Genomic DNA, 25,679 nt, shown 5'->3' on the forward strand with positions numbered 1-25,679 from the left:
CTGCCGCGCGCGCTCACCGATACCGAGAACATCATGGCAATCGTCGAAGTCAAGGTTCCCCAACTGTCCGAATCGGTGGCCGAGGCCACCCTGCTGCAATGGAAGAAGAAGCCCGGCGAAGCCGTGGCCGTCGATGAGATCCTGATCGAGATCGAGACCGACAAGGTCGTGCTCGAAGTGCCGGCCCCGTCGGCCGGCGTGCTGGCCGAGCTGGTCGTCGCCGACGGCGGCACCGTGGTCAGCGACCAGCTGATCGCCCGCATCGACACCGAAGGCAAGGCCGGCGCCGCCGCCCCGGCCCCGGCCGTCGCCGCCCCGGCCGCTGCGCCCGTCGCCGCGGCTGCGGCCCCGGCTGCCACCGGTGGCAGCAAGAGCGACGTGGCCATGCCCGCCGCCGCCAAGCTGATGGCCGACAACGGTCTGGCCGCCGGCTCCGTCGCCGGTACCGGCAAGGATGGCCGCATCACCAAGGGTGACGTGCTGGGTGCCGTCGCCACCGGTGCCGCCGCGCCGAAGGCCGCTCCGGCACCGGCACCGGCCGCCGCGCCCAAGCCGGCGCTGCAGCAGGTCGCCGCACCCGTGGCCAACCTGGGTGACCGCCCGGAGCAGCGCGTGCCGATGAGCCGCCTGCGCGCCCGCGTCGCCGAGCGTCTGCTGCAGTCGCAGTCGACCAACGCCATCCTGACGACCTTCAACGAAGTGAACATGGCCCCGGTGATGGCCATGCGCAAGAAGTTCCAGGACAAGTTCGAGAAGGAACACGGCGTCAAGCTGGGCTTCATGAGCTTCTTCGTCAAGGCCGCGGTCGCCGCGCTGAAGAAGTTCCCGGTCCTGAACGCCTCGGTCGACGGCAACGACATCGTCTACCACGGCTACTTCGACATCGGCATCGCGGTGGGTTCGCCGCGCGGTCTGGTGGTGCCCATCCTGCGCAACGCCGACCAGATGACCTTCGCCGAGATCGAGAAGAAGATCGCCGAGTACGGTCAGAAGGCGCGTGACGGCAAGCTGGGTCTGGAAGAGCTGACCGGCGGCACCTTCTCGATCTCCAATGGCGGCACCTTCGGCTCGATGCTGTCGACGCCGATCATCAACCCGCCGCAGTCGGCCATCCTGGGCGTGCACGCGACCAAGGACCGCGCCGTGGTCGAGAACGGCGAAGTCGTCGTCCGTCCGATCAACTACCTGGCGATGAGCTACGACCACCGCATCATCGACGGCCGCGAAGCCGTGCTGGGCCTGGTGACGATGAAGGAAGCGCTGGAAGACCCGGCGCGCCTGCTGTTCGACATCTGAGCGGCACCGGCGTCAGCGCCTGCTGACGCCTGATCCGAGGGGCCTGGCCGGTGGCCGGCCCCGGGTGATCCATGCGACGCGCGGCCCGGCAGGGGCTGCCGCGTCCGGCTTCCGTCCCACCAGGAATTTCCCATGTCCAAGTCATTCGATGTCGTCGTGATCGGTGCCGGTCCCGGCGGCTACATCGCGGCCATCCGTGCCGCCCAGCTGGGTTTCAACGTCGCCTGCGTCGACGCGTGGAAGAACGACAAGGGCGGTCCCGCCCCCGGCGGCACCTGCACCAACGTCGGTTGCATCCCGTCGAAGGCGCTGCTGCAGTCGTCCGAGCACTACGAGCACGCGCTGCACCACTTCGGCGACCACGGCATCACCGTCGGTGACGTCAAGATGGATGTCGCGAAGATGGTCGGCCGCAAGGCCAACGTCGTGAAGCAGAACAACGACGGCATCCTCTACCTGTTCAAGAAGAACAAGGTCAGCTTCTTCCACGGTCTGGCGAGCTTCACCAAGGCCGTCGACGGTGGCTACGAGCTGGCCGTGGCCGGCGACAAGCCCGAGACGCTGACGGCCAGGCAGGTCATCATCGCCACCGGCTCGAACGCCCGCGCGCTGCCCGGCACCCCGTTCGACGAGGAGAAGGTGCTGTCCAACGACGGCGCGCTGCGCATCGGCGCGGTGCCGGCCAGGCTGGGCGTCATCGGCTCGGGCGTGATCGGCCTGGAGATGGGCTCGGTCTGGCGCCGTCTGGGTGCCGAAGTCACCGTCCTCGAAGCCATGCCCACCTTCCTGGGCGCGGCCGACGAGGCCGTGGCCAAGGAGGCGCTCAAGTGCTTCCAGAAGCAGGGCCTGAAGTTCGAGTTCGGCGTCAAGGTCGGCGAGATCCAGACCGCCGGCGAAGGCGTCTCGATCGCCTACACCAACGCCAAGGGTGAGGCGCAGACGCTGGCCGTCGACAAGCTGATCATCTCGATCGGCCGCACCGCCAACACCAACGGCCTGAACGCCGAGGCCGTCGGCCTGAAGCTCGACGAGCGCGGCGCCATCGTCGTGGACGACGAGTGCCGGACCAACCTGCCGGGCGTCTGGGCCGTCGGCGACGTGGTGCGCGGCCCGATGCTGGCGCACAAGGCCGAGGAAGAAGGCGTGGCGGTCGCCGAGCGCATCGCCGGCCAGCACGGCCATGTCGATTTCGCGCTGGTGCCGTGGGTCATCTACACCTCGCCCGAGATCGCGTGGGTGGGCCGCACCGAGCAGCAGCTCAAGGCCGACGGCGTCGCCTACAAGGCCGGCCAGTTCCCCTTCCTGGCCAACGGCCGCGCCCGCGCGCTGGGTGACACCACCGGTTTCGTCAAGTTCCTGGCCGATGCCAAGACCGACGAGATCCTGGGCGTGCACATCGTCGGTCCGTTCGCCAGCGAGCTGATCGCCGAGGCCTGCGTGGCCATGGCCTTCAAGGCCAGCGCCGAGGACATCGCGCGCATCTGCCACGCCCATCCGTCGCTCAGCGAGAGCACCAAGGAAGCGGCGCTGGCCGTGGACAAGCGCACGCTGAACTTCTGATCGTCCCCGCGTCGCCGTGCGCCGGCCCTGTGCCGGCGGCGGTGGCCGGCCGACAACCGGGTCAGACCCGGCGGCCTCCGCACACCCAGGAAAGGGGCGGCCTTCGTGCCGCCCCTTCGTCCGCCCGGGCCTTCCCCAGACGCCTTCCCGCGATGACCTCCGTCACCGAGCTGTACCACCAGACCCTGGCCGAACGCGGCTACACGCCCGACGAGGCTCAGTTGCGTGCCGTGGCCGCCCTGCAGCGCTGCCAGGACGAATGGGCCGCCTACAAGGCCCGCCGCGGCAACGCGATCACCAAGATGCTGGTGCGCCCGCCGATTCCGCGCGGCGTCTACATGTACGGTGGCGTCGGGCGCGGCAAGAGCTTCCTGATGGACTGCTTCTTCCAGGCCGTGCCGCTGCAGCGCAAGACCCGGCTGCACTTCCACGAGTTCATGCGCGAGGTGCACCGCGAGCTGCAGGAGCTCAAGGGCACGGTCAACCCGCTCGACGAGCTGGGCCGCCGCGTGGCGCGCCGCTACCGCCTGATCTGCTTCGACGAGTTCCACATCGCCGACGTCACCGACGCGATGATCCTGCACCGCATGCTGGAGGCGCTCTACGCCAACCGCGTGTCGATCGTCACCACCAGCAACTTCCACCCCGACGAGCTGTATCCGAACGGCCTGCACCGCGACCGCATCCTGCCGGCCATCGCGCTGCTCAAGGACAAGATCGAGGTGCTCAACGTGGACGCCGGCACCGACTACCGCCGGCGCACGCTGGAGCATGTGCAGCTCTACCACACGCCGCTGGACGAGGCGGCCGAGGCCGCGCTCAAGGCCACCTTCGAGGAGCTGGCCGAGGCGCGTGAGGAGGATCCGGTGCTGCACATCGAGCACCGTGAGCTGCCGGCGCGCCGGCGGGCCGGCGGCGTGGTCTGGTTCGACTTCCGCACCCTGTGCGGCGGCCCGCGCTCGCAGAACGACTATCTCGAGATCGCGCAGCAGTTCCATACCGTCATCCTGAGCGGTGTGCCGCACATGCCGCCGCGCATGGCCAGCGAGGCGCGCCGCTTCACGCTGCTGGTCGACGTGATGTACGACCGCCGCTGCAAGCTGATCCTGTCGGCGGCCGTGCCGCCCGAACAGCTCTACACCGAGGGGCCGCTCTCGCACGAGTTCCCGCGCACGATCAGCCGCCTGCAGGAGATGCAGTCGGCCGAGTACCTGGCGCTGGAGCGGCGCGAGGTCGACACCCGCATCACCTGAGGGCCGTGCCGGTGGACAGAGACGGAACGAGTCCCCTCGTGGCCGCTGCCGGGCCACGGGCGCGTGCGGGCGTCCGCGGCGCGGTCGTGGAGGCGGGCAGGGCGGTGGGTGCGGTGGGTGCGTCAGGTCGCTCGCCGCTGCGGCTGGGCTTGCTGCTGGCCGCCGTGCTGGCCGCGTCGCCGGTTCTGGCCCAGGGGGCGCTGGACGACGAGCTCACCCTGCGCCAGCGCGCCGAGATCCACGAGACACGCGAGCGCGCGCGGGCCGACCATGAGCAGGTGCTGGCCGACTGCGCCCGTCGCTGGGCGATGAACGACTGCGTGTCGCGCGCCCGTGAGCAGCTGCGCGGGCTGCTGCGGCCCTTGCAGGAGGCCGAGCAGGTGCTCGACGACGACCGGCGCCTGCGTCGGGCCGCCCAGCGTCAGCGCGCGGCCGACCGCCGCCGCATCGACGGCACGCCCTGAGCCGGGTGCGGCCTGCCGTGGCCGGCACCGCGCCGCGGCGGACCGGCCTTCGGCCTCAGGGCAGGGCCTCGATGCGCACCAGCGCGATCGAGATGTTGTCGCCGGCGCCACCGGCGCGCTGACGGGCGCGTGCCACCAGGTTCTCCGCCGCCTCGCGCGGCGGCAGGCGGTCCAGCACCATGCCGAGCTCGCGCGTCGTGTAGTAGTGCCACAGACCGTCGCTGCAGACCATCAGCGTGTCGCCGGGCCGCAGCTCGTCATAGTGGGCCAGCACCACCGGCGGATCGACCGGCGTGCCCAGGCAGCCGGTCAGCAGATTGGCCTGCGGGTGGTTGGCGGCCTGCTCCTCGGTCAGCTTGCCTTCGTCCATCAGGCGCTGCACATAGGAGTGGTCGATGCTGCGGGTCAGCATCTCGGCGCCACGGAAGTGGTAGATGCGGCTGTCGCCCGCATGCACGCCGACACAGCTCATGCCCGGCCCCAGCAGGAAGGCGGCGATCGTGCTGTGCGGCTCTTCCTCGGTGGCGATGGCCGTCAGCTTGATCATCAGGTGCGATTCCAGCACCAGCTGGCGCAGCAGCTCACCCGCATCGTCCTTGCCGGGCAGGTGGCGCTCGAACAGCTGCCGTGCCGTCAGCAGCACCTGGTCGGCGGCCTTGCGGCCGCCGCTCTTGCCACCCATGCCATCGGCGAGCACCGCCATCAGGCAGCCCTTGATGCGGGCGTGCTGGAAGATCTCGACCTGGTCCTGCTGATAGGCCCGGTCACCGCGGTGCAGGGCGGTGGCGGCCTGCAGACGGTAGGCCGCGGGGGCTTGTGTGCTCAGGGGCAGGTTCATGGCGCGCGACTATAAACTCCGGGTCATGGACGGCGGTGTGTCGATGGACGGGAACCTGCATTCGCCACAGCGACGGCTGATCGAGCTGCGCATCGCGCATGCCGAGCTGGACGCCCGCATCGACGGCTGGGCCGTCACGCCGGACGAGGCTCGTGAGGACGATCTGGCGCTGCGCCGGTTGAAGAAGCGCCGCCTGCGCCTGCGCGACGAGATCGCCTGTCTGGAGCGGCTGATCGAGCCGCGCGAGCCCGCGTGAATCCCGTGGATCGTCCGTCCGACGCACCGGCTCATGGCGTCGATTCTGCGTCCGTCGAGGCGTCGGCACCGGTCGTCCCCCCGCGGCAAGGGGAGGGGGTCGTGGCAACGGTGCAGTCCACCACGCCCACCACGCCCACCACGCGTGAGGCCTTCCACCGCCTGGTCGACAGCCTGATGGGTGCGCCGGCCCTTCAGGTGTGCGAGCCGCCGGCCCGCATCGGTGCCGAAGCCGATGCCGTGGCCGACGACGCCCTGTGGGGCGAATCCTCGACCGATCCGCAGGCCGCGGAGGCCGTGGCCGACGATGCCCTCGACGAGGCCACGCTGTGCGCGGCGGTGGCCACCGCGCTGGCGCCCGGCGGGCTGCTGTCGCAGGCCGATGCCGGCTTCGTCGAGCGCGAGCCGCAGCAGCGGCTGGCCGCGGCGATGGCGCGCGCCATCGTGCGCCGCGAGCCGCTGGTGGCCGAGGCCGGTACCGGCGTCGGCAAGACCTTCGCCTACCTCGTGCCGCTGCTGCTGTCGGGCCGCCGTGCGCTGGTCTCGACCGCCACCAAGAGCCTGCAGGACCAGCTCTTCCTGCGCGACCTGCCGCGCCTGCGTGACACGCTGGGCAAGCCGGTCAAGCTGGCCCTGCTCAAGGGCCGCACCAGCTATCTGTGCCTGCACCGCATGGCCCAGGCGCGCGAGAGCGGCAGCTTCCCCGACCGCCAGTCGATCCGCGCGCTGGCCCGCATCGAGACCTGGGCCGCGGCCACCCGCAGCGGCGACCTGGCCGAGATCGACGGCCTGGACGATCGCAGCCCGGTGATCCCGCTGGTCACCTCCACCCGCGACAACTGCCTGGGCCAGGAGTGCCCGCGCTGGCGCGACTGCCACGTCGTCAAGGCGCGGCGTGAGGCGATGGCCGCCGATCTGGTGGTCGTCAACCACCACCTGTTCTTCGCCGACCTGTCGCTGCGCGATTCGGGCGTGGCCGAGCTGCTGCCCAGCGTCGACGCGGCGGTCTTCGACGAGGCCCACCAGCTGGTCGAGACCGGTCTGCAGTTCCTCGGCCAGCAACTGGGCAGCAGCCAGCTGCTGGACTACGCGCGCGATCTGCTGGCTGCCGGCCAGAGCCTGGCCCGCGGTCTGGCCGACTGGCCACGCGTGGCCGGTGCGCTGGAGCTGGCGGCGCGGGATCTGCGGCTGGCCAGTGCGGGACCGCTGCGTGAGCTGCGCGGCGTGGTCAAGCTGCGCTGGGACGAACGGGCGGGTCAGGCCGCGTTCCAGCAGGCCCTGGAAAGCCTGGCCCAGGCGGCCGACGCGGCGCAGGATGCACTGGTCGCGGTCGAAGGCGCGGCCCCTGAGTTCGGCCGTCTGGCCGAGCGTGGCGAGCTGCTGGCCCGTCGCGCCCGGGCCTTCGCCGCGCCACCGGCGCTCGAGCGCGTGCGCTGGATCGACGTCGGTCCGCGGGATGCACGGCTGATCGAGTCGCCGCTGCACATCCGCGACCTGTTCACCGAGCAGCGCGCACTCGCGCCGCGGGCCTGGATCTTCACCTCGGCCACCCTCGGCAGTGATGATCGACTCAGTTGGTTCACCGAGGCCGCGGCGCTGGAGGACGCGCCCACGCTGCGCGTGGACAGCCCCTTCGACTATCCGGCCCATGCCCGCACCTGGGTGCCGCGCCATTTTCCCAAGCCGGCCGAGCCCTCGCATCCGGCGGCCGTCGGTGCGCTGGCCGCACGGCTGGCCGGCCGGCTCGGCGGCCGGACCTTCGTGCTGACGACCACCTTGAGGGTCCTGCCGGTGATCGCCCAGGCCTTGCAGGATGCGGCTGCGGCGGCGGCCGAGCCGCTGTCGGTCTGGGTCCAGGGCCAGCACCCCAAGCGCACGCTGCTGCAGCGCTTTCTCGACACGCCGCGCTCGGTGCTGGTCGGCTCGGCCAGCTTCTGGGAGGGCATCGACGTGCCCGGCGAGGCGCTGCAGTGCGTGCTGATCGACAAGCTGCCGTTCCCGCCGCCCGGTGATCCGCTGGTGCAGGCCCGCAGCCAGGCGCTGCAGGCCGAGGGCCGCGACCCCTTCGACGCCTACTACCTGGCCGAGGCCGCCATCGCGCTCAAGCAGGGCGCCGGCCGTCTGATCCGCAGCGAGGACGACCTCGGCCTGCTGGTGATCGCCGACCCGCGCTTGCGGCAGATGCCCTACGGACGCCGCCTGCGTGCGGCGCTGCCGCCGATGGGCGCCCTCGATACCGAGGACGATGCGATGGCCTGGCTCGACGAGATCGTCAGCCGGCGCTCCGGCTGAGGCCGCGGCGGCCATGGCCTGCAGGCCGCCCGCTGCCAGATTCCGACCGCCGTCCACCGTCCACCGCGCGCGGCGCGCCGACGCCACCCGCCGTCGCTCCGCCGCTGTTGTCCACCGTTTCCTGACCCTGTCCGCCGACCCTGCCCATGCCCAACGCCATCGACTTCTACTTCGACTTCGGCTCGCCCTACGGCTACTTCGCCAGCACCGTGATCGATGACCTGGCCGCCCGCCACGGCCGCGGCGTGGACTGGCATCCGGTGCTGCTGGATACCGTGTTCAAGACGACCGGCGCGACGCCGCTGCCGCTGATCCCGCTGAAGGGCGCCTACAGCGTGCGCGACGTCGAGCGCACCGCGCGCTTCCACAAGATCGCCTTCCGCAAGCCCGACAACTTCCCGGTGCCGACGCAGAACGCCGCCCGCGCGATGCTGTGGGCGCAGAGCGCCAAGGGCGACGAGATGTCGGTGCGGCTGGCGCGCGCGATCTTCCAGGCGGCCTTCGTCGACAACCGCAACATCAGCGACACGGCCGTGCTGGCCGAGCTGGCCAGCGGCCTGGGCCTGGATGGCGCGGCCCTGCTCGACGGCGTGCAGAGCGCCGCGATCAAGGAACAGCTGCGTGCCGAGACCGATCTGGCCATGGCCAAGGGCGTGTTCGGCTCGCCCTTCGTCATCGTCGATGGCGAGCCGTTCTGGGGCTTCGACCGGCTGGATCAGGTCGAGGCGCTGCTGCGCGACGGCCGGGTCTGAGTCGCCCCCGCGCCGCGGGCAGGCCGGGCCGTCGTCGGCCGGCGTTCAGCGCAGGCCGCCGACGTAGGTCCGCGCGCCGTTGACCAGATCGGCCAGTGGCTGGCGCACCGGGCGGCGGGGCTCGACCGGCTCCGTGGCCTGGGCCTCGACCAGCGGCCGGCTGCGCGGCGGAAACAGGGCGGTCTGCAGCTTGCGGGCCCGCTCCTGGACATCCTCGTGGCCGCAGCCCATCGCGATGTCGATCATCGCGCGGGCATAGGCCGGGTCCTGCACCATCCATTCGACGTCGGTCACGCGACCGATCCGGCGCCGCATCACGACATGCAGATGGGCGGCCAGGGCCAGCTTCTCGCTTTCGGTCATCGTCGGGTGCCTCCTGTCGTCCACTCGCGCTGCCGATGATCCGGCAACGCGACACACCTGGACACATCCAAGCAAGGGGCGCACCTGCATGCCGCGTCCGCTTCCGGCGCCGGCGTGGTACCGACCGGAGTCGCGCTGCACGGATCCGGGCCCGGCTGGCACCACGGCCGTGCACCACGACGGGACACGGGGCGGCCGGACGCTCAGATGACGGTGTCCGATGTCCGTCGCCGGTGACTCACCAGAACTGCCACCAGGCCTTCTCGGGCAGCCGCACGCCGTCGCGCATGTGACGGGTGTCGGGGAAATTGCGCAGCAGCACGCGCTCGGCATCACGCGCCAGTGTCTCCAGGCCCAGCTTGTCATAGCTGGCGGCCAGGATGTAGAGCGCCTCTTCCAGCGCCGGTGCGCGCTGGAACTCGCGCAAGGCCGACTGGGCCCGGTTGGCCGCCGCCAGGTAGGCGCCACGCCGGTAGTAGTAGCGCGCCACCAGCACCTCGTGCTCGGCCAGCAGGTTGACGATGTAGTCCATGCGATAACGCGCATCGTCGGCGTACCGGGACTGTGGATGCTGCTCGATCAGCTGGGCGAAGGCCTGGTGCGCGTCACGCGCGGCCTGCTGGTCGCGTTCGGCCAGGTTCTGGCGCGACAGCCCGCTGAGCAGGCCCAGGTTGTCGGCGAAGTTGATCAGGCCCTTCAGGTAGAGCGCGTAGTCCATCGCCGGGCTCGACGGATGGAGCTTGATGAAGCGATCGACGCTGGCCAGCGCCGATGCCCGCTCGCCGAGCTTCCACTGCGCCCAGGCCATGTCCAGCAGCGCCTGCTGGGCGAGCAGGGTGCCGGCGCCCCGGCCTTCGACCCGCTCAAGGGTCTTGACGGCCTTGTCGTAGGCGCCGGCCGTCAGGTCCTCGCGGGCGTCCGCATACAATTTTTCGGCCGACAGGGTCGGATCGTTGGCCGGATCGGGGGTCGATGCGCAGCCGGCCAGCGTCAGTGCCAGCAGGATGCCTGCCCACCCAGCGCGGTGGCGCGAAGCCCGCGGTGCAGTGGCGGCCGGCGTGGCAGGGGCGTGCAGGGACTGTCGGTCGGGCTGGTTCATCGGTCGGTCGTCGGGCTGCGCGTGCAGCGGGCTCGGGCTGGGCGACGGGGTGGTGCCGGTGCGCCAGGGCCCGGGGCCGTCCTCGGTCCGCCACGCGCCTGCTGTGCGCGTGCCCGTCGCCGATGTCCGTCGTCCATCACCGTAGCGCTCCGGTCCGCGCGCTGGCATCGTGCTGCCGCGGCCCCATCTGTCCCGAACGATTCTAATGGCCGCCTCCAGACCGTCTCCCGCCTCCGCCCACCCTGAGACCGCTGCCCGCCCCGATGAGGCGCTGGCCGACGACCTGCTCGACGATGAGGACGGTGTGTCGCCGGGGGGCGCACCGTCGCCGCGACCGGACCTGCCGTCGCCGGTCATCCGGCACATCGTCGATGCGGTCGGTCATGGCCAGCGTCTGGACCGGGTGCTGGTCGGCCTGGCGCCCGAGCACTCGCGCAGCCATCTGCAGCAGCTGGCCGAGCGTGGCCATGTCCGGCTGGACGGCCAGCCCGTGACCACCCCGTCACGCAAGCTGCGCCAGGGACAGCACATCGCGTTGGAGCTGGTGCCGCCCGATGAGGTGCTGGCCTGGGTGCCGCAGTCGATGGCGCTCGACATCCGGCATGAGGACGCTCACCTGATGGTGCTGCACAAGCCGGCCGGCCTGGTCGTTCACCCGGCGGCGGGCAACTGGAGCGGCACGCTGCTCAACGGCCTGCTGGCTCACCATGCCGCGGCGGCCACGCTGCCGCGTGCCGGCATCGTGCATCGGCTGGACAAGGACACCAGTGGCCTGATGGTGGTGGCGAAGTCCTTGCCTGCCCACACCGCACTCGTGCGGGCCATCGCTGCACGCGAGGTGCGTCGCGTCTATCTCGCGTTGGCCCACGGCGCACCCGTCTGGGACGCCCAGGCGATCGACGCGCCGATCGGCCGGGATCCCGTCTCTCGCCTGCGCATGGCGGTGGTGGCCGGGGCCAAGCCGGCCCGCACCGACGTCGAGGTGCTGGCGCGTGCCCGCCTGCCCGAGGGGCAGTGGCTGGGTGGCCTGCATCAGGGAGCCGTCAGCGCCCTGCGTTGCCGGTTGCACACCGGCCGTACCCACCAGATCCGCGTGCATCTGGCCTCACGCGGGCTGCCGCTGCTGGCCGATGCGCTCTACGGAGGGCGGCCCGCGTTGGGGCTGCAGCGCCAGGCGCTGCATGCGGTGGCGCTGTCCTTCGTGCACCCGCACGACGGACGCACGCTGGCGTTACGTGCCGCGCCACCGCCGGACTTCGGCGCGGCCTGGGCCGCCGTTGCAGGCGCCCTGGCGCCCTGGAACGAGGGCTGACGGACGGTCTGCGGCCTGTCGGGATGCCGCTCATGCAGGCGACCGGGTTTTGCCGGCTACAATGCCGGTCCATGCAGCGCCAGGAGGCCCGAGGGGTCCGCCAGCGTCGATCAGGTTGAAGACCGGATCGGTGTGGCTGCACAGGGTCCGGCCGCTCGGCCGTCCCGCCCGAAGGTTCCGTCGCTCCCGTGTCCGCGCACCTCGCGGGTCGGGGTCGGTGCTCCGGGTCAACGGGCGCACCGCGGGTGCGGTCCGCACCGAGTCCTTCACCGAACTTCGAAGTCGTGTCCGCCGTGGTCATCGAGGTTGCCGTGCCGGCACCTCTGATGTCCGTCCAGACCGTCCCAGCGCCCGTCCTCCGCCTCCGGCGTGGCCGGTGCGCGCACCCAGCAGCCGCCGCAGTCGTCCGCTCGATGCGTCCCTTGCGTGCCACCGGCCGATCGCCGGCCCACGGTTCCACCGCCGCTCCATGAACACCCACGAGGCCAAGCGCGTCCTCGAGACGGCCCTCATCTGTGCCCAGCAGCCCTTGCCGCTGCGCGAGTTGCGTGCGCTGTTCGACGACGCGGTCGGCCCCGACACGCTGCGCGGCCTGCTGGACGAGCTGGTGCAGGACTGGCGCGGCCGCGGCGTCGAGCTCGTCGCGCTGGCCAGCGGCTGGCGATTCCAGAGCCGGCCCGAGATGCGCGTCTACCTCGACCGCCTGCACCCCGAGAAGCCGCCCCGCTATTCGCGGGCCACGATGGAGACGCTGTCCATCATCGCCTACCGCCAGCCGGTCACCCGCGGCGACATCGAGGACATCCGCGGCGTGACGGTCAGCACCCAGATCGTCAAGCAGCTCGAGGAGCGGGGCTGGATCGAGGCCATCGGCTACCGCGAAGCCCCGGGCCGGCCCGCGCTGTACGCGACCACGCGCCAGTTTCTGGATGACCTCGGTCTGAAGAGCCTGGACGAACTGCCGCCGCTCGAGGCACTGCCCGACGCCGCCCGCTTCGATCCGGGAACCGCGCAGGGCAGTCTGCTGCCGCTCGACGGCGAGCAGGTGCCCTTGCCGCTGGACGAGGCCGTGACGGGTGCTGCGACCGTGCTCGCCACGGCCGCGCCGGCCGACGATCTTTCCCTGGCGTCCGTGACCGCGGATGCCGTTCCCGAACTTTCTGCGGTGGCCCTGTCGGCTGCCGCCACCGATCCGGCCTCCCGTGCCGGCTCCGAACCCCCAGCCGCGCCGCAGCCAGGCGAGGCATCTTCCCCTGACGTGCACGCATGAACGCATCCGACACCCCTGAGAACCCGGTCGAGCCGACCGCGGACGCCGCCGACGCCGGCGCAGCAGCGCCCAAGCGCCGCCGCAGCCCGGCCCGCAAGACCGTGGTCGAGGCGGCCGTCGAGGCACCGCCGGTCGCCGCCGAGGCGCCCGCCGCGCCGGCCAAGCCGCGGACCCGTCGCCGCAAGGTCGACGAGGTGAGCGCCGAGGGGGCCGAGTCCGCAGCGCCGGCGGTCGCCGAGCCCACGCCGGCCGCGCCCGCGGTCGAGCCGGCCGCCGAGCCGGTCGCCGAGGCGCCGGCCCGCAAGCGTGCGCCACGCCGCAAGGCGGCTGAGTCCGTCGTCCCGTCGATGGGGGTCGAGTCCGCGGAGGTCGTCGAGCCGGCCGCGCCGGTCGCCGAGCCGGTGTCGGCTCCGGTCGACGCCGCCGAAGGCGCGCCGCAGGCCGAGGCCCGGCCGGCGGGCCGGGGCCGCCGCCGGCCCGCCCGTGCGGACGCCGCCGTCACGTCGACCGACGCCGCGCCGACGCACGCCGCAGCCGATGCTCCGGCCGAGCCGGCCGTCGACGGTGATGCCGGTGATGCCGGCGACGATTCCGCCGATGCCCGGGGTGACGGTGCCGGTTCGCGCCGCCGCGAGCGCCGCGAACGTCTGCACCGCGAGCGTCCGGACCGGGTGCCCGACGAGGACTTCCACGTCGTCACCGTGCCGGCCCGCGACGACGAGGCCGAGGAAGAGGCCGTCGAGGCCCCGGCCGGCCGTGTGATCGTCGGCGATGTCGGCGAGACCTTCGCCTCGGTGCTGTCGGGCGACTACGACGCCGAGCCGGCGGCCGATGTCGATGCCGAGGTCGAGCGCCGCGTGCTGGCGCCCGAACCCGATGCGCCGAAGCTGCACAAGGTGCTGGCCCAGGCCGGCATCGGCTCGCGCCGCGACATGGAGCAGCTGATCGTCGACGGCCGCGTGACCGTCAACGGCCAGGTCGCCCACACCGGCCAGCGCGTGTCCTTCGGCGACCGCATCGCCGTCGGTGGCAAGGTCATCAAGGTCCGCATCAATCCGCTGCCGGCCCGTGTCATCGCGTACCACAAGGTGGTCGGCGAGGTCGTCACCCATGACGATCCGCAGCACCGTCCGACCGTCTTCCGCCGCCTGCCGCGTCTGCCGCAGGGCAAGTGGCAGTCGGTGGGTCGGCTGGACATCAACACCGAAGGCCTGCTGCTGTTCACCAACTCGGGTGAACTGGCCAACCAGCTGATGCACCCGCGCTTCGGCGTCGAGCGCGAGTACGCCGTGCGCACGCTGGGCTCGCTCGACAGCGAGGCCCGCGAGAAGCTGCTGGCCGGCGTCGAGATCGACGGCCAGCGCGCCGGCTTCAAGTCGATCGAGGACGGCGGCGGCGAAGGCGTCAACCGCTGGTACCGCGTCGTCATCACCGAAGGCCGCAACCGCGAGGTGCGCAAGCTGTTCGACAAGGTGGGTCTGGGCGTCAGCCGCCTGATCCGCATCCGCTACGGTTGCGTGGTGCTGCCGCGCGGCCTCAAGCGCGGTGTCTGGGTCGACCTGAGCCGCGACGAGGTTGCCGACCTGCGTTATCTGGCCAGTGCGCCGCAGCGCGGCGGTCGTCCGCAACCGGTCGAGAGCGACGGCGAGCGCGAGGCGCTGCCGCCGCGTGGCCCGGCCAAGGGCCGTCACGGCAACAAGCCCGCCCGGGGTCCGGGTGCGGTCGGCCGGGGTGACGGTGCGCCCATGGGGGCCGCGCCGCAGGGCAAGGGCCCGCAGGGCGGTGGCCAGAACCGGGGTGGCAAGGGACCGCGCCAGGGTGAGGGTCGTCCGGGTGAGCGCCAGGGCGAGCGTCCGGTCGACCGCATCCAGGCCGACCGCAAGCCGCAGGAGCCGCGTGCGCGTCGCGAGCCGCGCGAGAGCGACGAGTTCGCCCGCATCCCGAACCCGTTGATGCAGACCTTCGACAAGCGCGCGATCCGCGAGGCGCACCAGCCGCGCCGGCAGTGGGACGAGGATGGTCCGATCCCCAACCCGCTCGAGCAGACCTACGACAAACGCTTCGTCCAGAAGGCCAACCCCTTCGGCGGCAAGCGCAAGGGAGGCGGTGGCGCTGGCGGCAACGGCGGCCAGCCGGACCCGATGAAGACGGCTGTCGGCTACATCGGTGCCGATGCCTTCGTCCGCAAGTTCCAGGGCTTCGGCAGCGGGGGCAACGGCGGTGGTGGTGGTGGTGGCAACGGTGGCGGCGGTGGTGGTGGCAACGGCGGCAACAAGCGCCGTCGCGGTCCGCGCTGACCCTCGACGCCGCAGGCGGGCGGCGCTCCGGCTGCGCCCGTGGCGGCCGCACCGTCCGCCGTGCGTCATTCCTTCACCCGGGCTGACCGGGGCCTGACACGGGCCCCGGCTAGAATCCCGGGTTTTTCCTTCAAGATCCGTAGCAAGGAGCAATCCACATGGCCATCGAACGCACCCTCTCGATCATCAAGCCCGACGCCGTTGCCAAGAACGTCATCGGCCAGATCTACGCCCGCTTCGAAGCGGCCGGCCTGAAGGTCGTCGCCGCCAAGATGGTGCACCTGTCGCGTGGCGAGGCCGAGGCCTTCTACGCCGTGCACAAGGCGCGTCCGTTCTTCAACGACCTGGTCAGCTTCATGATCTCCGGCCCGGTGATGATCCAGGCCCTGGAAGGCGAAGGCGCCATCCTGAAGAACCGTGAGCTGATGGGCGCCACCGACCCGAAGAAGGCCGACAAGGGCACCATCCGCGCCGACTTCGCCGACTCGATCGACGCCAACGCCGTCCACGGCTCCGACGCCGCCGAGACCGCCGCTGCCGAAGTGGCGTTCTTCTTCCCGGGCATGAACGTCTACGCCGGCCGCTGAGCCGACGTCGACGTCCTGATCCGACGTTCCCCCTGAGGTGACGGTCCTCATGTGCCGCCCGCTGTCGACGGCCCGCCTCGTGCGGGTTCTCGCACGGGCCGGCGCCCGTCCGGAGTGCGCATGACGACCGTCAACCTCCTCGATTTCGACCTCGACGGGCTCACCGCCTGGTGCGAGGCGCGCGGCGAGAAACGCTTCCGCGCGGTGCAGCTCTTCCGTTGGCTGCACCAGCGCGGCGAGGCCGATTTCGCCCGCATGACCGATCTGGCCAAGTCCTTGCGGACCACGCTGGCCGCCGAGGCCACCGTGCAGGGCCTGCCGGTGCTGACCGCTCAGAACTCGTCCGACGGCACGGTCAAGTGGCTGTTCGACGTCGGTGCCGGCAATGCCGTCGAGAGCGTCTTCATCCCCGAAGATGACCGCGGCACGCTGTGCGTGAGCTCGCAGGCCGGCTGTGCCGTCGGCTGCCGTTTCTGCTCGACCGGCCACCAGGGCTTCAGCCGCAACCTGAGCACCGGCGAGATCCTCGCCCAGCTCTGGTACGCCGAGCACCAGCTGCGCGAGCGCCTCGGTCCGGCCGGTGGCCGCGCGGGTGCGGCGGTCGCCACGCCGCGCGTGATCACCAACGTGGTGATGATGGGCATGGGCGAGCCGCTGCAGAACTACGGCGCCTTGCTGCCGGCGCTGCGCGCGATGCTCGACGACCATGGCTACGGCCTGTCGCGCCGCCGGGTGACGGTCTCGACCTCCGGCGTGGTGCCGATGATCGAGCGCCTGCGCGAGGACTGTCCGGTCGCGCTCGCCGTCTCGCTGCACGCGCCCGATGACGCGCTGCGCGACCAACTGGTGCCGCTGAACCGCAAGTACCCGCTGGCCGAACTGATGGCCGCCTGCGCGTCCTACCTGGACCGTGCGCCGCGCGACTTCATCACCTTCGAGTACTGCATGCTCGATGGCGTCAATGACCAGGACGAGCACGCGAAGCGCCTGATCGCGCTGGTGCGCGGTCAGGCCGGCACCGCCGCCGTGCCGTGCAAGCTCAACCTGATTCCGTTCAATCCCTTCCCGGCCTCGGGGCTCAAGCGTTCGTCGCGGGAGCGGGTGCTGGCCTTCGCGGCCCGGCTGCAGGACGCCGGCATCGTCACCACCGTGCGCAAGACGCGCGGTGACGACATCGACGCCGCCTGCGGCCAGCTGGCGGGCGAGGTGCAGGACCGCACCCGCGTCCATGAGCGGCTGACCCGGCCGGCGATCTCCATCGTCGCCCGCGACGCCTGATCCCCATGGCCGTACGCAGGCCGTCACCCTGGCACGCGGGTGTGCAGCGCTTGACGCCATGCGCCTGCCGCTGCCGCGGATGCCCGGTGTCACAGTGGTTAGGATCGGAGACTGCCTTCGCCACGGGTCCGTCTGCATGAAGTCGTCCGTCCTGTCCCGTTTCTCCTCTGTCCCGAGACCGATCCAGCCGAGCCCCGGCCGCCCGTACGCCGTCCGGCGTGGTGCGTGCCTGGTGCTGTGGATCGCGCTGTCGACCGCCGGTCCGGCCCTGCTCGGCGGCTGCGCGCCGCTGCCTTCTGCCTCCCAGGGGCCGCAGACCGATGTCGATCGCACGGACGCACAGAAGCGTGCGCGCAGCCGGCTGGAGCTGGCGGCCGCCTATTTCGGCCGCGGCCAGTTCGACACCGCGCTCGATGATGTCAAGCGTGCGCTGCAGATCAGCCCCGATCTGCCCGAGGCCTACAACCTGCGCGGCCTGATCTATGCCGCCATCGGGCAGGACCGGCTCGCCGACGAGAGCTTCCGCCAGGCGCTGCAGCTCAGCCCCGACGACGGGGCCATCATGCACAACCGGGCCTGGACGCTGTGTCAGCGCGGCGCCTACGCCGATGCGCAGACCCAGTTCGAGGCCCTGCTGCGCCTGCCCGGCTACCGGGATGCGCTGCGCACCTGGCTGGCGCGCGGCGTGTGCTACGGCCGCGCCGGGCAGTGGCCGGCGGCCGAGCAGGCGCTGATGCGGGCCTACGAGCTCGATCCGTCCAATCCGGTGGCCGGCTACAGTCTGGCCGAGGTGCTGCACCGTCGCGGTGACGACGAACGGGCACGCTTCTACATTTCGCGCGTCAACCAGAACGCCGATGCGGTCAATGCCCAGTCGCTGTGGCTGGCCTTGCGCATCGAGCGCCGGCTCGGCCAAGGGGCCGCCGAGCGGGTGCTGGGCGAGCAGTTGCGCACGCGATTCCCGCAAGCACCCGAGACTTCGCTGTATGAAGGGGGGCGATTCGATGACTGAGCCCACGCGACCTGCGGCGGAGTCCGCCGCATCTGCCGTGCCGAGTGCCGGTGCCCTGCTGCGCGCTGCGCGGCTGCGCCAGGGACTGCAACTGCCGGCGCTGGCGGCCATCGTCAAGGTGCCGCCGGCCAAGCTCGAGGCGCTGGAGGCCGACCACCACGAGGTCTTTCCTGACGCCACCTTCACCCGTGCGCTGGCCAAGACGCTGTGCCGGGTGTTGAAGATCGAGGCGGCGCCGGTGCTGGCCCTGCTGCCGCAGGGCGGCGCCGCGACGACCATGCAGTGGCAGGACACCAGCCTGGGGCGGCCGTTCAAGGACCCGCGCGTGGCCGGTGAGCCGCTGCGTTGGGCGCCGTGGCAGCGCCCGGTGCCCTGGGCCGTGGCCGTGCTGCTCGCCGCCGCCGCCGCCTTCGTGCTGGTGCCGACACCCCAGCCGGTCCTCGAGGCGGCCGACGAGGCGGCTTCGGCCGCGGCCGCGGCTGCGGCCGAGGCACCGCCCGAGGCGGCCTCCGCGCTGGCCGGCCTGCCGGCGGTTGCGGCCTCCGCGGTGGCCGCACCGGTGGCGGTCGCGGCTTCGGCGGCGGGCGGCATGGTGGCCCAGGCCGCGTCGTCGGTGGCATCGGCTGTCGGTGTGATCGCCGGAGCCGTCGCGCCGGCCGCTGCCGGGGCGGCCTCTGCCGCGGCGGTGTCCGCGCCGGTCGCGGCCGGCGTCGCCTCCGCGTCGGCCTCGGCCAGCGTGATCGCGGTCGCGGGGGCCGATCCGGCGGACCGCGCCGTGCTGCGCGTCACGGCCGATGCCTGGATCCAGGTCAGCGATGGTCGTGGCAAGGTGCTGGCGGGGCGCCTGTTCAAGTCGGGCGAGGTGGTCGAGTTCAACGCGCCGCTGCCGCTGCGCGTGCGCGTCGGCAACGTGGCCGGCACCGAGCTGGCCTTCCGCGGCCAGCCGGTCGATCTGCGCAGCGGTGCCCAGGGCAACGTGCGCACCGTCGTGCTGCAGTGAACCCCGGTGCCGCTCGCGGCATCGGACTGTGAGCGGCGGCCTGCCCACCGAGTCGCCCCGACGTCCGCCCGCCTGTCCGCCAGCCCGTTTCTGACACCGTCTCCGAATCCACCATGTCCGCTGACCCGTCCTTTCCCGCCAACCCGGTCGAGCCGCTGCTGATCGACGTCGCACAGCCGGCGCCGCGGCGCAGCCGCCAGGCCCGTGTGACCTGGGGCGACCATGTGGTGACCATCGGCGGCGATGCCCCGGTGCGCGTGCAGTCGATGACCAACACCGACACGGTCGACGTCATCGAGACCGCGATCCAGGTCAAGGAGCTGGCCCAGGCCGGCTCCGAGCTGGTGCGCATCACCGTCAACACGCCGGAGGCGGCCAAGGCCGTGCCGGCGATCCGCGAGCAGCTCGACCGCATGGGCGTGCCGGTGCCGCTGGTCGGTGACTTCCACTACAACGGCCACACGCTGCTGACCGACTACCCCGAGTGCGCGCAGGCGCTCAGCAAGTACCGCATCAACCCGGGCAATGTCGGCAAGGGTGACAAGCGCGACCGCCAGTTCGCCCAGATGATCGAGGCCGCCATCCGCTGGGACAAGGTGGTGCGCATCGGCGTCAACTGGGGCAGCCTGGACCAGGAGCTGATGGCCCGGCTGATGGACGAGAACGGCCGCCGTGCCCGGCCCTGGGACACCAAGCAGGTGATGTACCAGGCGCTGGTGCAGTCGGCCCTCGACAGCGCCGCCTGGGCGCGCGAGGAAGGTCTGAATCCGGACAACATCATCATCAGCTGCAAGGTCAGCGGCGTGCAGGACCTGATCTCGGTCTACCGCGCCCTGGCGCAGCGCTGTGACCACGCGCTGCACCTGGGGCTGACCGAGGCCGGCATGGGCACCAAGGGCACGGTGGCCTCGGCGGTGGCGCTCGGCCAGCTGCTGCAGGAGGGCATCGGCGACACCATCCGCGTCAGCCTGACGCCGCAGCCCGGCGAGGCCCGCACGCAGGAGGTCGTCGTCGCGCTCGAGATCCTGCAGTCGCTCGGCCTGCGCGCCTTCAATCCCAGCGTGACGGCCTGCCCGGGCTGCGGCCGCACCACCAGCACCACCTTCCAGGAGCTGGCCAAGCAGATCGACGACCACCTGCGCATGATGATGCCGGTCTGGCGCGACCAGTACCCGGGCGTCGAGAACATGAAGGTGGCCGTCATGGGCTGCATCGTCAACGGTCCTGGCGAGAGCAAACATGCCGACATCGGCATCAGCCTGCCGGGCAACGGCGAGAGCCCGGCCGCCCCCGTCTTCATCGACGGCGAGAAGGCGATGACGCTGCGCGGCGAGGGCATCGCGCGCGAGTTCCACCAGATCGTCGAGCGCTACATCGAGCGGCGCTACGGCGCGCGCTGATCGCCGGCTTCGGGACCACCGTCCATCGATTCCGCGGCCGGCGCGCCCCTGACGCCGGCCGTTTGCTTTTCATCCTCACGCAGAAGAACACAGACCCATGGCCGAGATCCTGCAAGCCGTCAAAGGCATGAACGACCTGCTGCCGCCGGAATCGGCGCGCTGGGAATGGTTCGAGGACCAGGTGCGCGCGCTGATGCGCCGTTATGGCTACGCCAACATCCGCACCCCGATCGTCGAGCCGACCGCGCTGTTCGTGCGCGGCCTGGGCGAGGTCACCGACATCGTCGAGAAGGAGATGTACTCCTTCGAGGACAGCATGAACGGCGACCAGTTGACGCTGCGCCCGGAGAACACCGCCGGCGTGGTGCGCGCGGCCATCGAGCACTCGATGCTCTATGACGGCGGCAAGCGCCTGTACTACATCGGCCCGATGTTCCGCCACGAGCGTCCGCAACGTGGCCGTTATCGCCAGTTCCACCAGGTCGGTGTCGAGGCCCTGGGCCTGGGCGGGCCGGAGGTCGACGCCGAGGTCATCCTGATGGCGCGCAGCCTCTGGCGCGATCTGGGCCTGAAGCCCGAGGACGTGCGCCTGGAGCTCAACAGCCTGGGCGTGCCGGCCGAGCGCAACGCGCATCGTGCGGCGCTGATCGCCCACTTCGAGGCGCACATCGACCAGCTCGACGAAGAGGCCAGGCGCCGCCTGCACAGCAACCCGCTGCGCATCCTCGACACCAAGAACCCGGCCATGCAGGCCCTGGTCGAGGCGGCGCCGAAGCTGGCCGACTACCTCGGCGAGGACAGCCGCCGCCACTTCGACGCGGTCAAGGCGGCGCTGGACGCCGTCGGCCAGGCCTACACGGTCAACCCGCGCCTGGTGCGCGGCATGGACTACTACACCCACACCGTCTTCGAGTGGATCACCCCGCGCCTGGGCGCGCAGGGCACGGTCTGCGGCGGTGGCCGCTACGACGGCCTGATGGCGATGATGGGCGGCAAGCCGGCGCCGGGCGTGGGCTGGGGCCTGGGCATCGAGCGCGTGATCGAGCTGCTCAAGGAGTGCGCGGTCGAGGCGCCATCGACCGCGCCCGATGCCTATGCCGTGATCCCGGATGCCGCCAGCCTGCAGCAGGTGGTGCCGGTGATCGAGCAGCTGCGCGCGGCCGGTGTGGCCGTGCTGATGCACGCCGGTGGCAAGGACGGCTGGGGCAGCATGAAGTCGCAGTTCAAGAAGGCCGACGGCAGCGGCGCGCGCTTCGCGCTGATCTTCGGCGGCGACGAGCTGGCCCGCGGCGAAGTGGCCGTCAAGCCGCTGCGCGCCGCAGCCGACGGCCAGCCCGCGGCGCAGACGCTGCAGCCCCTGGCCGCGGTGGCCGGCTGGGCCGCGATGCTGCGCGACGCATAATCGCGCGCTTTGGCGTCGGCCCTGGGTCGCACTCTGCTGGGCAGGGGCGGGCCGGGCCGGCGTAGGCAGATTTCCGGAACACGACGAGCGGCATCCATGGCCAACACCCTCGACCTGCAAGAGCAGGAACAGATCGACGAGCTCAAGGCCTTCTGGGCCCGCTGGGGCAATGTCATCACCTGGACGCTGACGCTGGTGCTGTGCGCCTTCGCCGCGTGGAACGGCTGGAACTGGTGGCAGCGCGAGCAGGCGGCCAAGGCCGCCGGCCTGTACGACGAGCTGGACAAGGCCGCGGTGACGGCCGATGTCGAGCGCGCGGGCCGGCTGTTCGCCGATCTGAAGGACCGCTACGCCGGCACCACCCAGGCCGCCCAGGGCGCGCTGCTGACCGCCAGCCTGCAGGCCGACAAGGGCCAGGCCGAGGCCGCCCGCACCACGCTGGCCTGGCTGGCCGACAAGGGAGACGACCAGTACCGCACGATCGCCCGTCTGCGCCTGGCCGGTCTGTTGATCGCCGAGGCCAAGCATGACGAGGCGGCCAAGGTGCTGGACGCGGCCACCGATCCGGCCTTCGCGGCCCTGGTGGCCGACCGCCGCGGTGATCTGGCGATGGCCCGTGGCCAGCGCGACGAGGCCGTCAAGGCCTGGCAGACGGCCTGGGCCGGCATGCCCGCCACGCTGGACTACCGCAATCTGGTCGAAGCCAAGCTGACGGCCGCCGGTGCGGCGCCGGGCGCGGCCGCGGCTGTGGCGGCAGGGGCTGCCGCGTCAACCGCTGCGGGGTCGGCCAAGTGAGCCTGCACCCCGCGCCGATCGCCGCGCCGCTGCACCGCCGCACCTTGCTCGCAGGCCTGGCTGCGGCGGGCGGCTCGGCCGTCCTGGCGGGCTGTTCGTCGGATGCCCCCAAGCCGGCCGCGCTCGAGGCCTACACGCCGAAGCTGCCGGTGCGCGAGCTCTGGCGGGCCCGCGTCTCGGCCCTGCCGCATCCGCTGCAACCGCTGCTGCGCGGCGACCAGTTCATCTGTGCCGGCGATGACGGTCGGGTCGTGGCCTGGCAGACCGCCAGCGGCGCCGAGCAGTGGCGCGCCGAGTTCGGCGCGCCGCTCTCGGCGGCCGTCGGCCACGATGGCCGCTTCACCGCCGCCGTCACCCGCGACAACGAGCTGCGCGTGCTCGACCGCGGCCGGCTGGCCTGGAAGGCGGCGCTGAAGTCGGCCGTGGCCACCGCGCCGCTGGTCGCCGGTGAGCGCGTGTTCGTGCTCGGCGTCGACCGCGAGGTGCTGGCCTTCGACGCGCTGGATGGTCGTCGGCTGTGGAGCTACCAGCGCAGCGGTGGCGAACTGCTGACGCTGTCGCAACGCGCGGTGCTGATGCCCTGGCGCGACACGCTGCTGGTCGGGCAGGGCGCCAACCTGGTCGGGCTCGATCCGACCCGCGGCAGCACCCGCTTCGAGCTGCCGCTGACGCCGCCCCGCGGGACCAACGAGGTCGAGCGTCTGAACGACCTGGTCGGCCCCGCGCTGCGCCTGGACGACAGCCTGTGCGTGCGGGCTTTCCAGAGCGCCATCGGCTGCTTCGACGTCGCCCGCATCCGGCTGCGCTGGAGCCGCCTGGCGGCCGGCGTGCAGGCGCTCGGCGGCGATGCGGTGCTGCTCAGCGGTGCCGACGCGGCCGGCCGCGTCAGCGCCTGGAAGACCGAGACCGGCGAGATCGCCTGGACCAACGAGCGCCTGACCTACCGCGGTCTGGGGGCGCCGCTGGTGCTGCCGCAGGCCGTGCTCTACGGCGATGCGCAGGGCCAGCTGCACTTCCTGTCGCGCGACGACGGCCAGACCCTGCAGCGACTGGCCACCGACGGCAGTGCGGTGGCCGTCGCTCCCTTGCGTGCGGCCGACGGCACGGTGCTGGTGAGCACCGCGCGCGGCCTGCTGCTGGCGCTGAGCGTCGGCTGATGTCCCGTCCCGCGGCGGACCGGCCTCCAGGGCCGCGTCCGCCGCGGGGATACCGAACGAACCGAGAGAGTCCCACGACCATGAAACCGGTGATCGCCCTCGTCGGGCGGCCCAATGTGGGCAAGTCCACCCTGTTCAACCGGCTGACCAAGAGCCGGGATGCCATCGTCGCCGACTTCGCCGGCCTGACCCGCGACCGTCACTACGGTGACGCGAAGCAGGGCGGCCGCGAATTCATCGTCATCGACACCGGCGGCTTCGAACCCGAGAAGCCGACCGGCATCGTCGCCCAGATGGCGCGCCAGACCCAGGCCGCGGTGGCCGAGGCCGATGCGGTGATCTTCGTCGTCGACGCCCGCCTCGGCGTCTCCGGCCAGGATCATGACATCGCCCGTTATCTGCGCACGGCCAACAAGCGCGTGCTGCTGGCCGTCAACAAGGCCGAGGGCATGCAGGACTCGCCGGTGCTGGCCGAGTTCCATGAGCTGGGCATCGGCACGCCGCATCCGATCTCCTCGGCCCACGGCCAGGGCATCCGCAGCCTGATCGAGGCGGCGCTCGACGACTTTCCCGAGGACGAGGAAGACGAGGCCGCGGATGATACGGATCGTCCCATCCGTCTGGCCGTCGCCGGCCGGCCCAACGTCGGCAAGAGCACGCTGATCAATACCTGGCTGGGTGAGGAGCGCCTGGTCGCCTTCGACATGCCGGGCACCACGCGCGACGCGATCAGCGTCGACTTCGAGCGTGACGGTCAGCGCTTCGAACTGATCGATACCGCCGGCCTGCGCCGCAAGGGCAAGGTCTTCGAGGCGATCGAGAAGTTCTCGGTCGTCAAGACGCTGCAGGCCATCGCCGATGCCAACGTCGTGCTGCTGCTGCTGGACGCGACCCAGGGCGTGTCGGAGCAGGATGCGCACATCGCCGGCTATGCGCTGGAAAGCGGCCGTGCGGTGGTCGTCGCCGTCAACAAGTGGGACGCGGTCGACAGCTACCAGCGCGAGCGCTGCGAGCGGTCGATCGAGCAGCGTCTGGCCTTCCTGAAGTTCGCCGAGGTGCTGCAGATCTCCGCCCTCAAGCGCCAGGGCCTGGGCCCGGTCTGGAAGGCGATCGCCGAGGCCCACCGTTCGGCCACCACCAAGATGCCCACGCCGGTGCTCACGCGCCTCATCCACGAGGCGGTCGAGCATCAGGCGCCCAAGCGGGCCGGGCTGTCGCGGCCGAAGCTGCGCTATGCGCACCAGGGCGGCCAGAATCCGCCGATCGTGGTCGTGCACGGCACGTCCCTCGAACACGTCAGCGATGCGTACAAGCGCTACCTCGAAGGCCGCATCCGGACGCACTTCAAGCTCGTCGGCACGCCCATGCGCATCGAGATGCGCTCGGCCGGCAACCCCTTCGCCGACGGCAAGGACTGAGGCTCGCGCGCGCCGGTGCGCGCGCTGCCCGTCGGACGGTCCGGAATGAACTTTTTCCGCTCGTCCGGGTCGATGCAGGCGGTCCTGCGGCGCGGCACATCGCCGCCTCCGGGCACCTCGGTCCGCAGGCCATCAGGCCTTTCCCCGATGTGTTAGGCTGGCTCTTCCAACACCTTTCCATTTCCGAACAAACACGGAGCCATATCGTGAGCAACAAAGGGCAACTCCTACAAGACCCCTTCCTGAACCTGCTGCGCAAGGAACACGTGCCGGTGTCGATCTATCTGGTCAACGGCATCAAGCTGCAGGGCCACATCGAATCGTTCGACCAGTACGTCGTGTTGCTGCGCAACACGGTGACGCAGATGGTCTACAAGCACGCGATCTCCACCGTCGTGCCCGGCCGCCCGGTGAATTTCCACCCGAACGAGCCGACCGAACAGGTCTGACCGTTCCCGGCGTCCGTCCCGCACGGACGCCGCCCCCGGATCCTGAACGTGGCGGGCTGCGTGCCCGCCACCGCACAACGGGCCGCCCATCCTCCGGCCCCATGCCTTGAGCACACAGACGCCCTCCGAC

General features: G+C 71.5%; 23 protein-coding genes. 20 read left to right on the forward strand and 3 right to left on the reverse strand.

The genetic code is table 11. From position 1 onward, the window contains the following. Window positions 1-33 precede the first annotated feature (33 nt). The 4 genes from odhB to AACH11_RS15000 all read left to right on the forward strand — a co-directional run bounded on the left by odhB (window position 34) and on the right by AACH11_RS15000 (window position 4,573). A complete protein-coding gene (odhB, locus tag AACH11_RS14985; RefSeq protein ID WP_341375045.1) occupies window positions 34-1,296 on the forward strand; it encodes a 2-oxoglutarate dehydrogenase complex dihydrolipoyllysine-residue succinyltransferase in 1,263 nt (420 codons plus the stop codon). 132 nt (window positions 1,297-1,428) lie between these two features. Next, the gene (gene lpdA, locus AACH11_RS14990; RefSeq protein WP_341375046.1) at window positions 1,429-2,856 is read left to right on the forward strand and encodes a dihydrolipoyl dehydrogenase; all 1,428 of its coding nucleotides are present in this window, start codon (window positions 1,429-1,431) and stop codon (window positions 2,854-2,856) included. 152 nt (window positions 2,857-3,008) lie between these two features. Continuing rightward, window positions 3,009-4,109, forward strand: a complete 1,101-nt coding sequence (gene zapE, locus AACH11_RS14995; protein WP_341375047.1) for a cell division protein ZapE — start codon at window positions 3,009-3,011, stop codon at window positions 4,107-4,109. Between the two features lie 113 nt (window positions 4,110-4,222). Continuing rightward, window positions 4,223-4,573 carry a hypothetical protein gene (locus AACH11_RS15000; RefSeq protein ID WP_341375048.1) on the forward strand — a complete coding sequence of 117 codons (351 nt, stop codon included), beginning with the start codon at window positions 4,223-4,225 and terminating at the stop codon, window positions 4,571-4,573. Between the two features lie 55 nt (window positions 4,574-4,628). Here AACH11_RS15000 and AACH11_RS15005 read toward each other — a convergent pair whose 3' ends face one another. Continuing rightward, window positions 4,629-5,411 carry a PP2C family protein-serine/threonine phosphatase gene (locus tag AACH11_RS15005; protein WP_341375049.1) on the reverse strand — a complete coding sequence of 261 codons (783 nt, stop codon included), beginning with the start codon at window positions 5,409-5,411 and terminating at the stop codon, window positions 4,629-4,631. 43 nt (window positions 5,412-5,454) lie between these two features. Here AACH11_RS15005 and AACH11_RS15010 point away from each other — a divergent pair, with 43 nt between their 5' ends. The 3 genes from AACH11_RS15010 (at window position 5,455) to AACH11_RS15020 (ending at window position 8,710) form a co-directional block, all read left to right on the forward strand. Beyond that, window positions 5,455-5,667 carry a DUF465 domain-containing protein gene (locus AACH11_RS15010; protein WP_341375050.1) on the forward strand — a complete coding sequence of 71 codons (213 nt, stop codon included), beginning with the start codon at window positions 5,455-5,457 and terminating at the stop codon, window positions 5,665-5,667. Between the two features lie 101 nt (window positions 5,668-5,768). Further along, window positions 5,769-7,958 carry a DNA repair helicase YoaA gene (gene yoaA, locus AACH11_RS15015; RefSeq protein ID WP_479725257.1) on the forward strand — a complete coding sequence of 730 codons (2,190 nt, stop codon included), beginning with the start codon at window positions 5,769-5,771 and terminating at the stop codon, window positions 7,956-7,958. Between the two features lie 146 nt (window positions 7,959-8,104). Continuing rightward, the gene (locus AACH11_RS15020; RefSeq protein ID WP_341375051.1) at window positions 8,105-8,710 is read left to right on the forward strand and encodes a 2-hydroxychromene-2-carboxylate isomerase; all 606 of its coding nucleotides are present in this window, start codon (window positions 8,105-8,107) and stop codon (window positions 8,708-8,710) included. A 45-nt stretch (window positions 8,711-8,755) separates the two neighbouring features. Here the strand turns inward: AACH11_RS15020 and AACH11_RS15025 are convergent, their stop codons facing one another. Both AACH11_RS15025 and AACH11_RS15030 read right to left on the reverse strand, forming a co-directional pair. Beyond that, window positions 8,756-9,073, reverse strand: coding sequence for a hypothetical protein (locus AACH11_RS15025; protein WP_341375052.1), 318 nt, complete (start codon window positions 9,071-9,073; stop codon window positions 8,756-8,758). A 238-nt stretch (window positions 9,074-9,311) separates the two neighbouring features. After that, entirely contained in the window at window positions 9,312-10,172 is an 861-nt protein-coding gene (locus tag AACH11_RS15030) for an outer membrane protein assembly factor BamD (RefSeq protein WP_341375053.1), read from the reverse strand. 205 nt (window positions 10,173-10,377) lie between these two features. Here AACH11_RS15030 and AACH11_RS15035 point away from each other — a divergent pair, with 205 nt between their 5' ends. From AACH11_RS15035 to hfq, 13 genes are all read left to right on the forward strand, one after another. Further along, the gene (locus AACH11_RS15035; protein WP_341375054.1) at window positions 10,378-11,484 is read left to right on the forward strand and encodes an RluA family pseudouridine synthase; all 1,107 of its coding nucleotides are present in this window, start codon (window positions 10,378-10,380) and stop codon (window positions 11,482-11,484) included. 469 nt (window positions 11,485-11,953) lie between these two features. Further along, on the forward strand, window positions 11,954-12,754 hold the full coding sequence (gene scpB, locus AACH11_RS15040) for an SMC-Scp complex subunit ScpB (RefSeq protein ID WP_341375055.1): 801 nt from the start codon (window positions 11,954-11,956) through the stop codon (window positions 12,752-12,754). Then, window positions 12,751-15,051 carry a pseudouridine synthase gene (locus AACH11_RS15045; RefSeq protein WP_341375056.1) on the forward strand — a complete coding sequence of 767 codons (2,301 nt, stop codon included), beginning with the start codon at window positions 12,751-12,753 and terminating at the stop codon, window positions 15,049-15,051. The genes scpB and AACH11_RS15045 overlap by 4 nt, the downstream gene beginning before the upstream one ends. A gap of 158 nt (window positions 15,052-15,209) precedes the next feature. Then, a complete protein-coding gene (gene ndk, locus AACH11_RS15050; protein ID WP_341375057.1) occupies window positions 15,210-15,638 on the forward strand; it encodes a nucleoside-diphosphate kinase in 429 nt (142 codons plus the stop codon). Between the two features lie 120 nt (window positions 15,639-15,758). After that, window positions 15,759-16,916: a dual-specificity RNA methyltransferase RlmN gene (gene rlmN / locus AACH11_RS15055; protein ID WP_341375058.1), complete on the forward strand. Its 1,158-nt coding sequence runs from the start codon at window positions 15,759-15,761 to the stop codon at window positions 16,914-16,916. A 232-nt stretch (window positions 16,917-17,148) separates the two neighbouring features. Continuing rightward, window positions 17,149-17,928 (forward strand): type IV pilus biogenesis/stability protein PilW, encoded by a 780-nt coding sequence (gene pilW, locus AACH11_RS15060; protein ID WP_341375059.1) that lies wholly within the window; start codon window positions 17,149-17,151, stop codon window positions 17,926-17,928. 37 nt (window positions 17,929-17,965) lie between these two features. Further along, a complete protein-coding gene (locus AACH11_RS15065; RefSeq protein WP_341375060.1) occupies window positions 17,966-18,928 on the forward strand; it encodes a helix-turn-helix domain-containing protein in 963 nt (320 codons plus the stop codon). 113 nt (window positions 18,929-19,041) lie between these two features. Further along, window positions 19,042-20,328, forward strand: coding sequence for a flavodoxin-dependent (E)-4-hydroxy-3-methylbut-2-enyl-diphosphate synthase (ispG, locus tag AACH11_RS15070; protein ID WP_341375061.1), 1,287 nt, complete (start codon window positions 19,042-19,044; stop codon window positions 20,326-20,328). A 97-nt stretch (window positions 20,329-20,425) separates the two neighbouring features. Further along, window positions 20,426-21,730: a histidine--tRNA ligase gene (gene hisS / locus AACH11_RS15075; RefSeq protein WP_341375062.1), complete on the forward strand. Its 1,305-nt coding sequence runs from the start codon at window positions 20,426-20,428 to the stop codon at window positions 21,728-21,730. A 96-nt stretch (window positions 21,731-21,826) separates the two neighbouring features. Continuing rightward, entirely contained in the window at window positions 21,827-22,525 is a 699-nt protein-coding gene (locus tag AACH11_RS15080) for a YfgM family protein (RefSeq protein ID WP_341375063.1), read from the forward strand. After that, entirely contained in the window at window positions 22,522-23,682 is a 1,161-nt protein-coding gene (locus tag AACH11_RS15085; RefSeq protein WP_341375064.1) for an outer membrane protein assembly factor BamB, read from the forward strand. Before AACH11_RS15080 ends, AACH11_RS15085 begins: the two co-directional genes overlap by 4 nt. 80 nt (window positions 23,683-23,762) lie before the next feature. Next, complete coding sequence (gene der / locus AACH11_RS15090) at window positions 23,763-25,100, forward strand: ribosome biogenesis GTPase Der (RefSeq protein WP_341375065.1); 1,338 nt, start codon at window positions 23,763-23,765, stop codon at window positions 25,098-25,100. 206 nt (window positions 25,101-25,306) lie between these two features. Beyond that, complete coding sequence (hfq, locus tag AACH11_RS15095; protein ID WP_341375066.1) at window positions 25,307-25,549, forward strand: RNA chaperone Hfq; 243 nt, start codon at window positions 25,307-25,309, stop codon at window positions 25,547-25,549. Window positions 25,550-25,679: the final 130 nt, after the last annotated feature.

Origin of the sequence: Pseudaquabacterium rugosum, from assembly GCF_038066575.1 — a bacterium.
Lineage (GTDB): Bacteria > Pseudomonadota > Gammaproteobacteria > Burkholderiales > Burkholderiaceae_C > Pseudaquabacterium > Pseudaquabacterium rugosum.

What these genes read in the sequence shown, in the direction of transcription:
- odhB (WP_341375045.1), top strand. Translation starts at nt 34, where the DNA reads ATGGCAATCGTCGAAGTCAAGGTTCCCCAACTGTCCGAATCGGTGGCC.
- lpdA (WP_341375046.1), top strand. Translation starts at nt 1,429, where the DNA reads ATGTCCAAGTCATTCGATGTCGTCGTGATCGGTGCCGGTCCCGGCGGC.
- zapE (WP_341375047.1), top strand. Translation starts at nt 3,009, where the DNA reads ATGACCTCCGTCACCGAGCTGTACCACCAGACCCTGGCCGAACGCGGC.
- AACH11_RS15005 (WP_341375049.1), bottom strand. Translation starts at nt 5,411, where the DNA reads ATGAACCTGCCCCTGAGCACACAAGCCCCCGCGGCCTACCGTCTGCAG.
- AACH11_RS15010 (WP_341375050.1), top strand. Translation starts at nt 5,455, where the DNA reads ATGGACGGGAACCTGCATTCGCCACAGCGACGGCTGATCGAGCTGCGC.
- AACH11_RS15020 (WP_341375051.1), top strand. Translation starts at nt 8,105, where the DNA reads ATGCCCAACGCCATCGACTTCTACTTCGACTTCGGCTCGCCCTACGGC.
- AACH11_RS15025 (WP_341375052.1), bottom strand. Translation starts at nt 9,073, where the DNA reads ATGACCGAAAGCGAGAAGCTGGCCCTGGCCGCCCATCTGCATGTCGTG.
- AACH11_RS15030 (WP_341375053.1), bottom strand. Translation starts at nt 10,172, where the DNA reads ATGAACCAGCCCGACCGACAGTCCCTGCACGCCCCTGCCACGCCGGCC.
- AACH11_RS15035 (WP_341375054.1), top strand. Translation starts at nt 10,378, where the DNA reads ATGGCCGCCTCCAGACCGTCTCCCGCCTCCGCCCACCCTGAGACCGCT.
- scpB (WP_341375055.1), top strand. Translation starts at nt 11,954, where the DNA reads ATGAACACCCACGAGGCCAAGCGCGTCCTCGAGACGGCCCTCATCTGT.
- AACH11_RS15045 (WP_341375056.1), top strand. Translation starts at nt 12,751, where the DNA reads ATGAACGCATCCGACACCCCTGAGAACCCGGTCGAGCCGACCGCGGAC.
- ndk (WP_341375057.1), top strand. Translation starts at nt 15,210, where the DNA reads ATGGCCATCGAACGCACCCTCTCGATCATCAAGCCCGACGCCGTTGCC.
- rlmN (WP_341375058.1), top strand. Translation starts at nt 15,759, where the DNA reads ATGACGACCGTCAACCTCCTCGATTTCGACCTCGACGGGCTCACCGCC.
- ispG (WP_341375061.1), top strand. Translation starts at nt 19,042, where the DNA reads ATGTCCGCTGACCCGTCCTTTCCCGCCAACCCGGTCGAGCCGCTGCTG.
- hisS (WP_341375062.1), top strand. Translation starts at nt 20,426, where the DNA reads ATGGCCGAGATCCTGCAAGCCGTCAAAGGCATGAACGACCTGCTGCCG.
- AACH11_RS15080 (WP_341375063.1), top strand. Translation starts at nt 21,827, where the DNA reads ATGGCCAACACCCTCGACCTGCAAGAGCAGGAACAGATCGACGAGCTC.
- der (WP_341375065.1), top strand. Translation starts at nt 23,763, where the DNA reads ATGAAACCGGTGATCGCCCTCGTCGGGCGGCCCAATGTGGGCAAGTCC.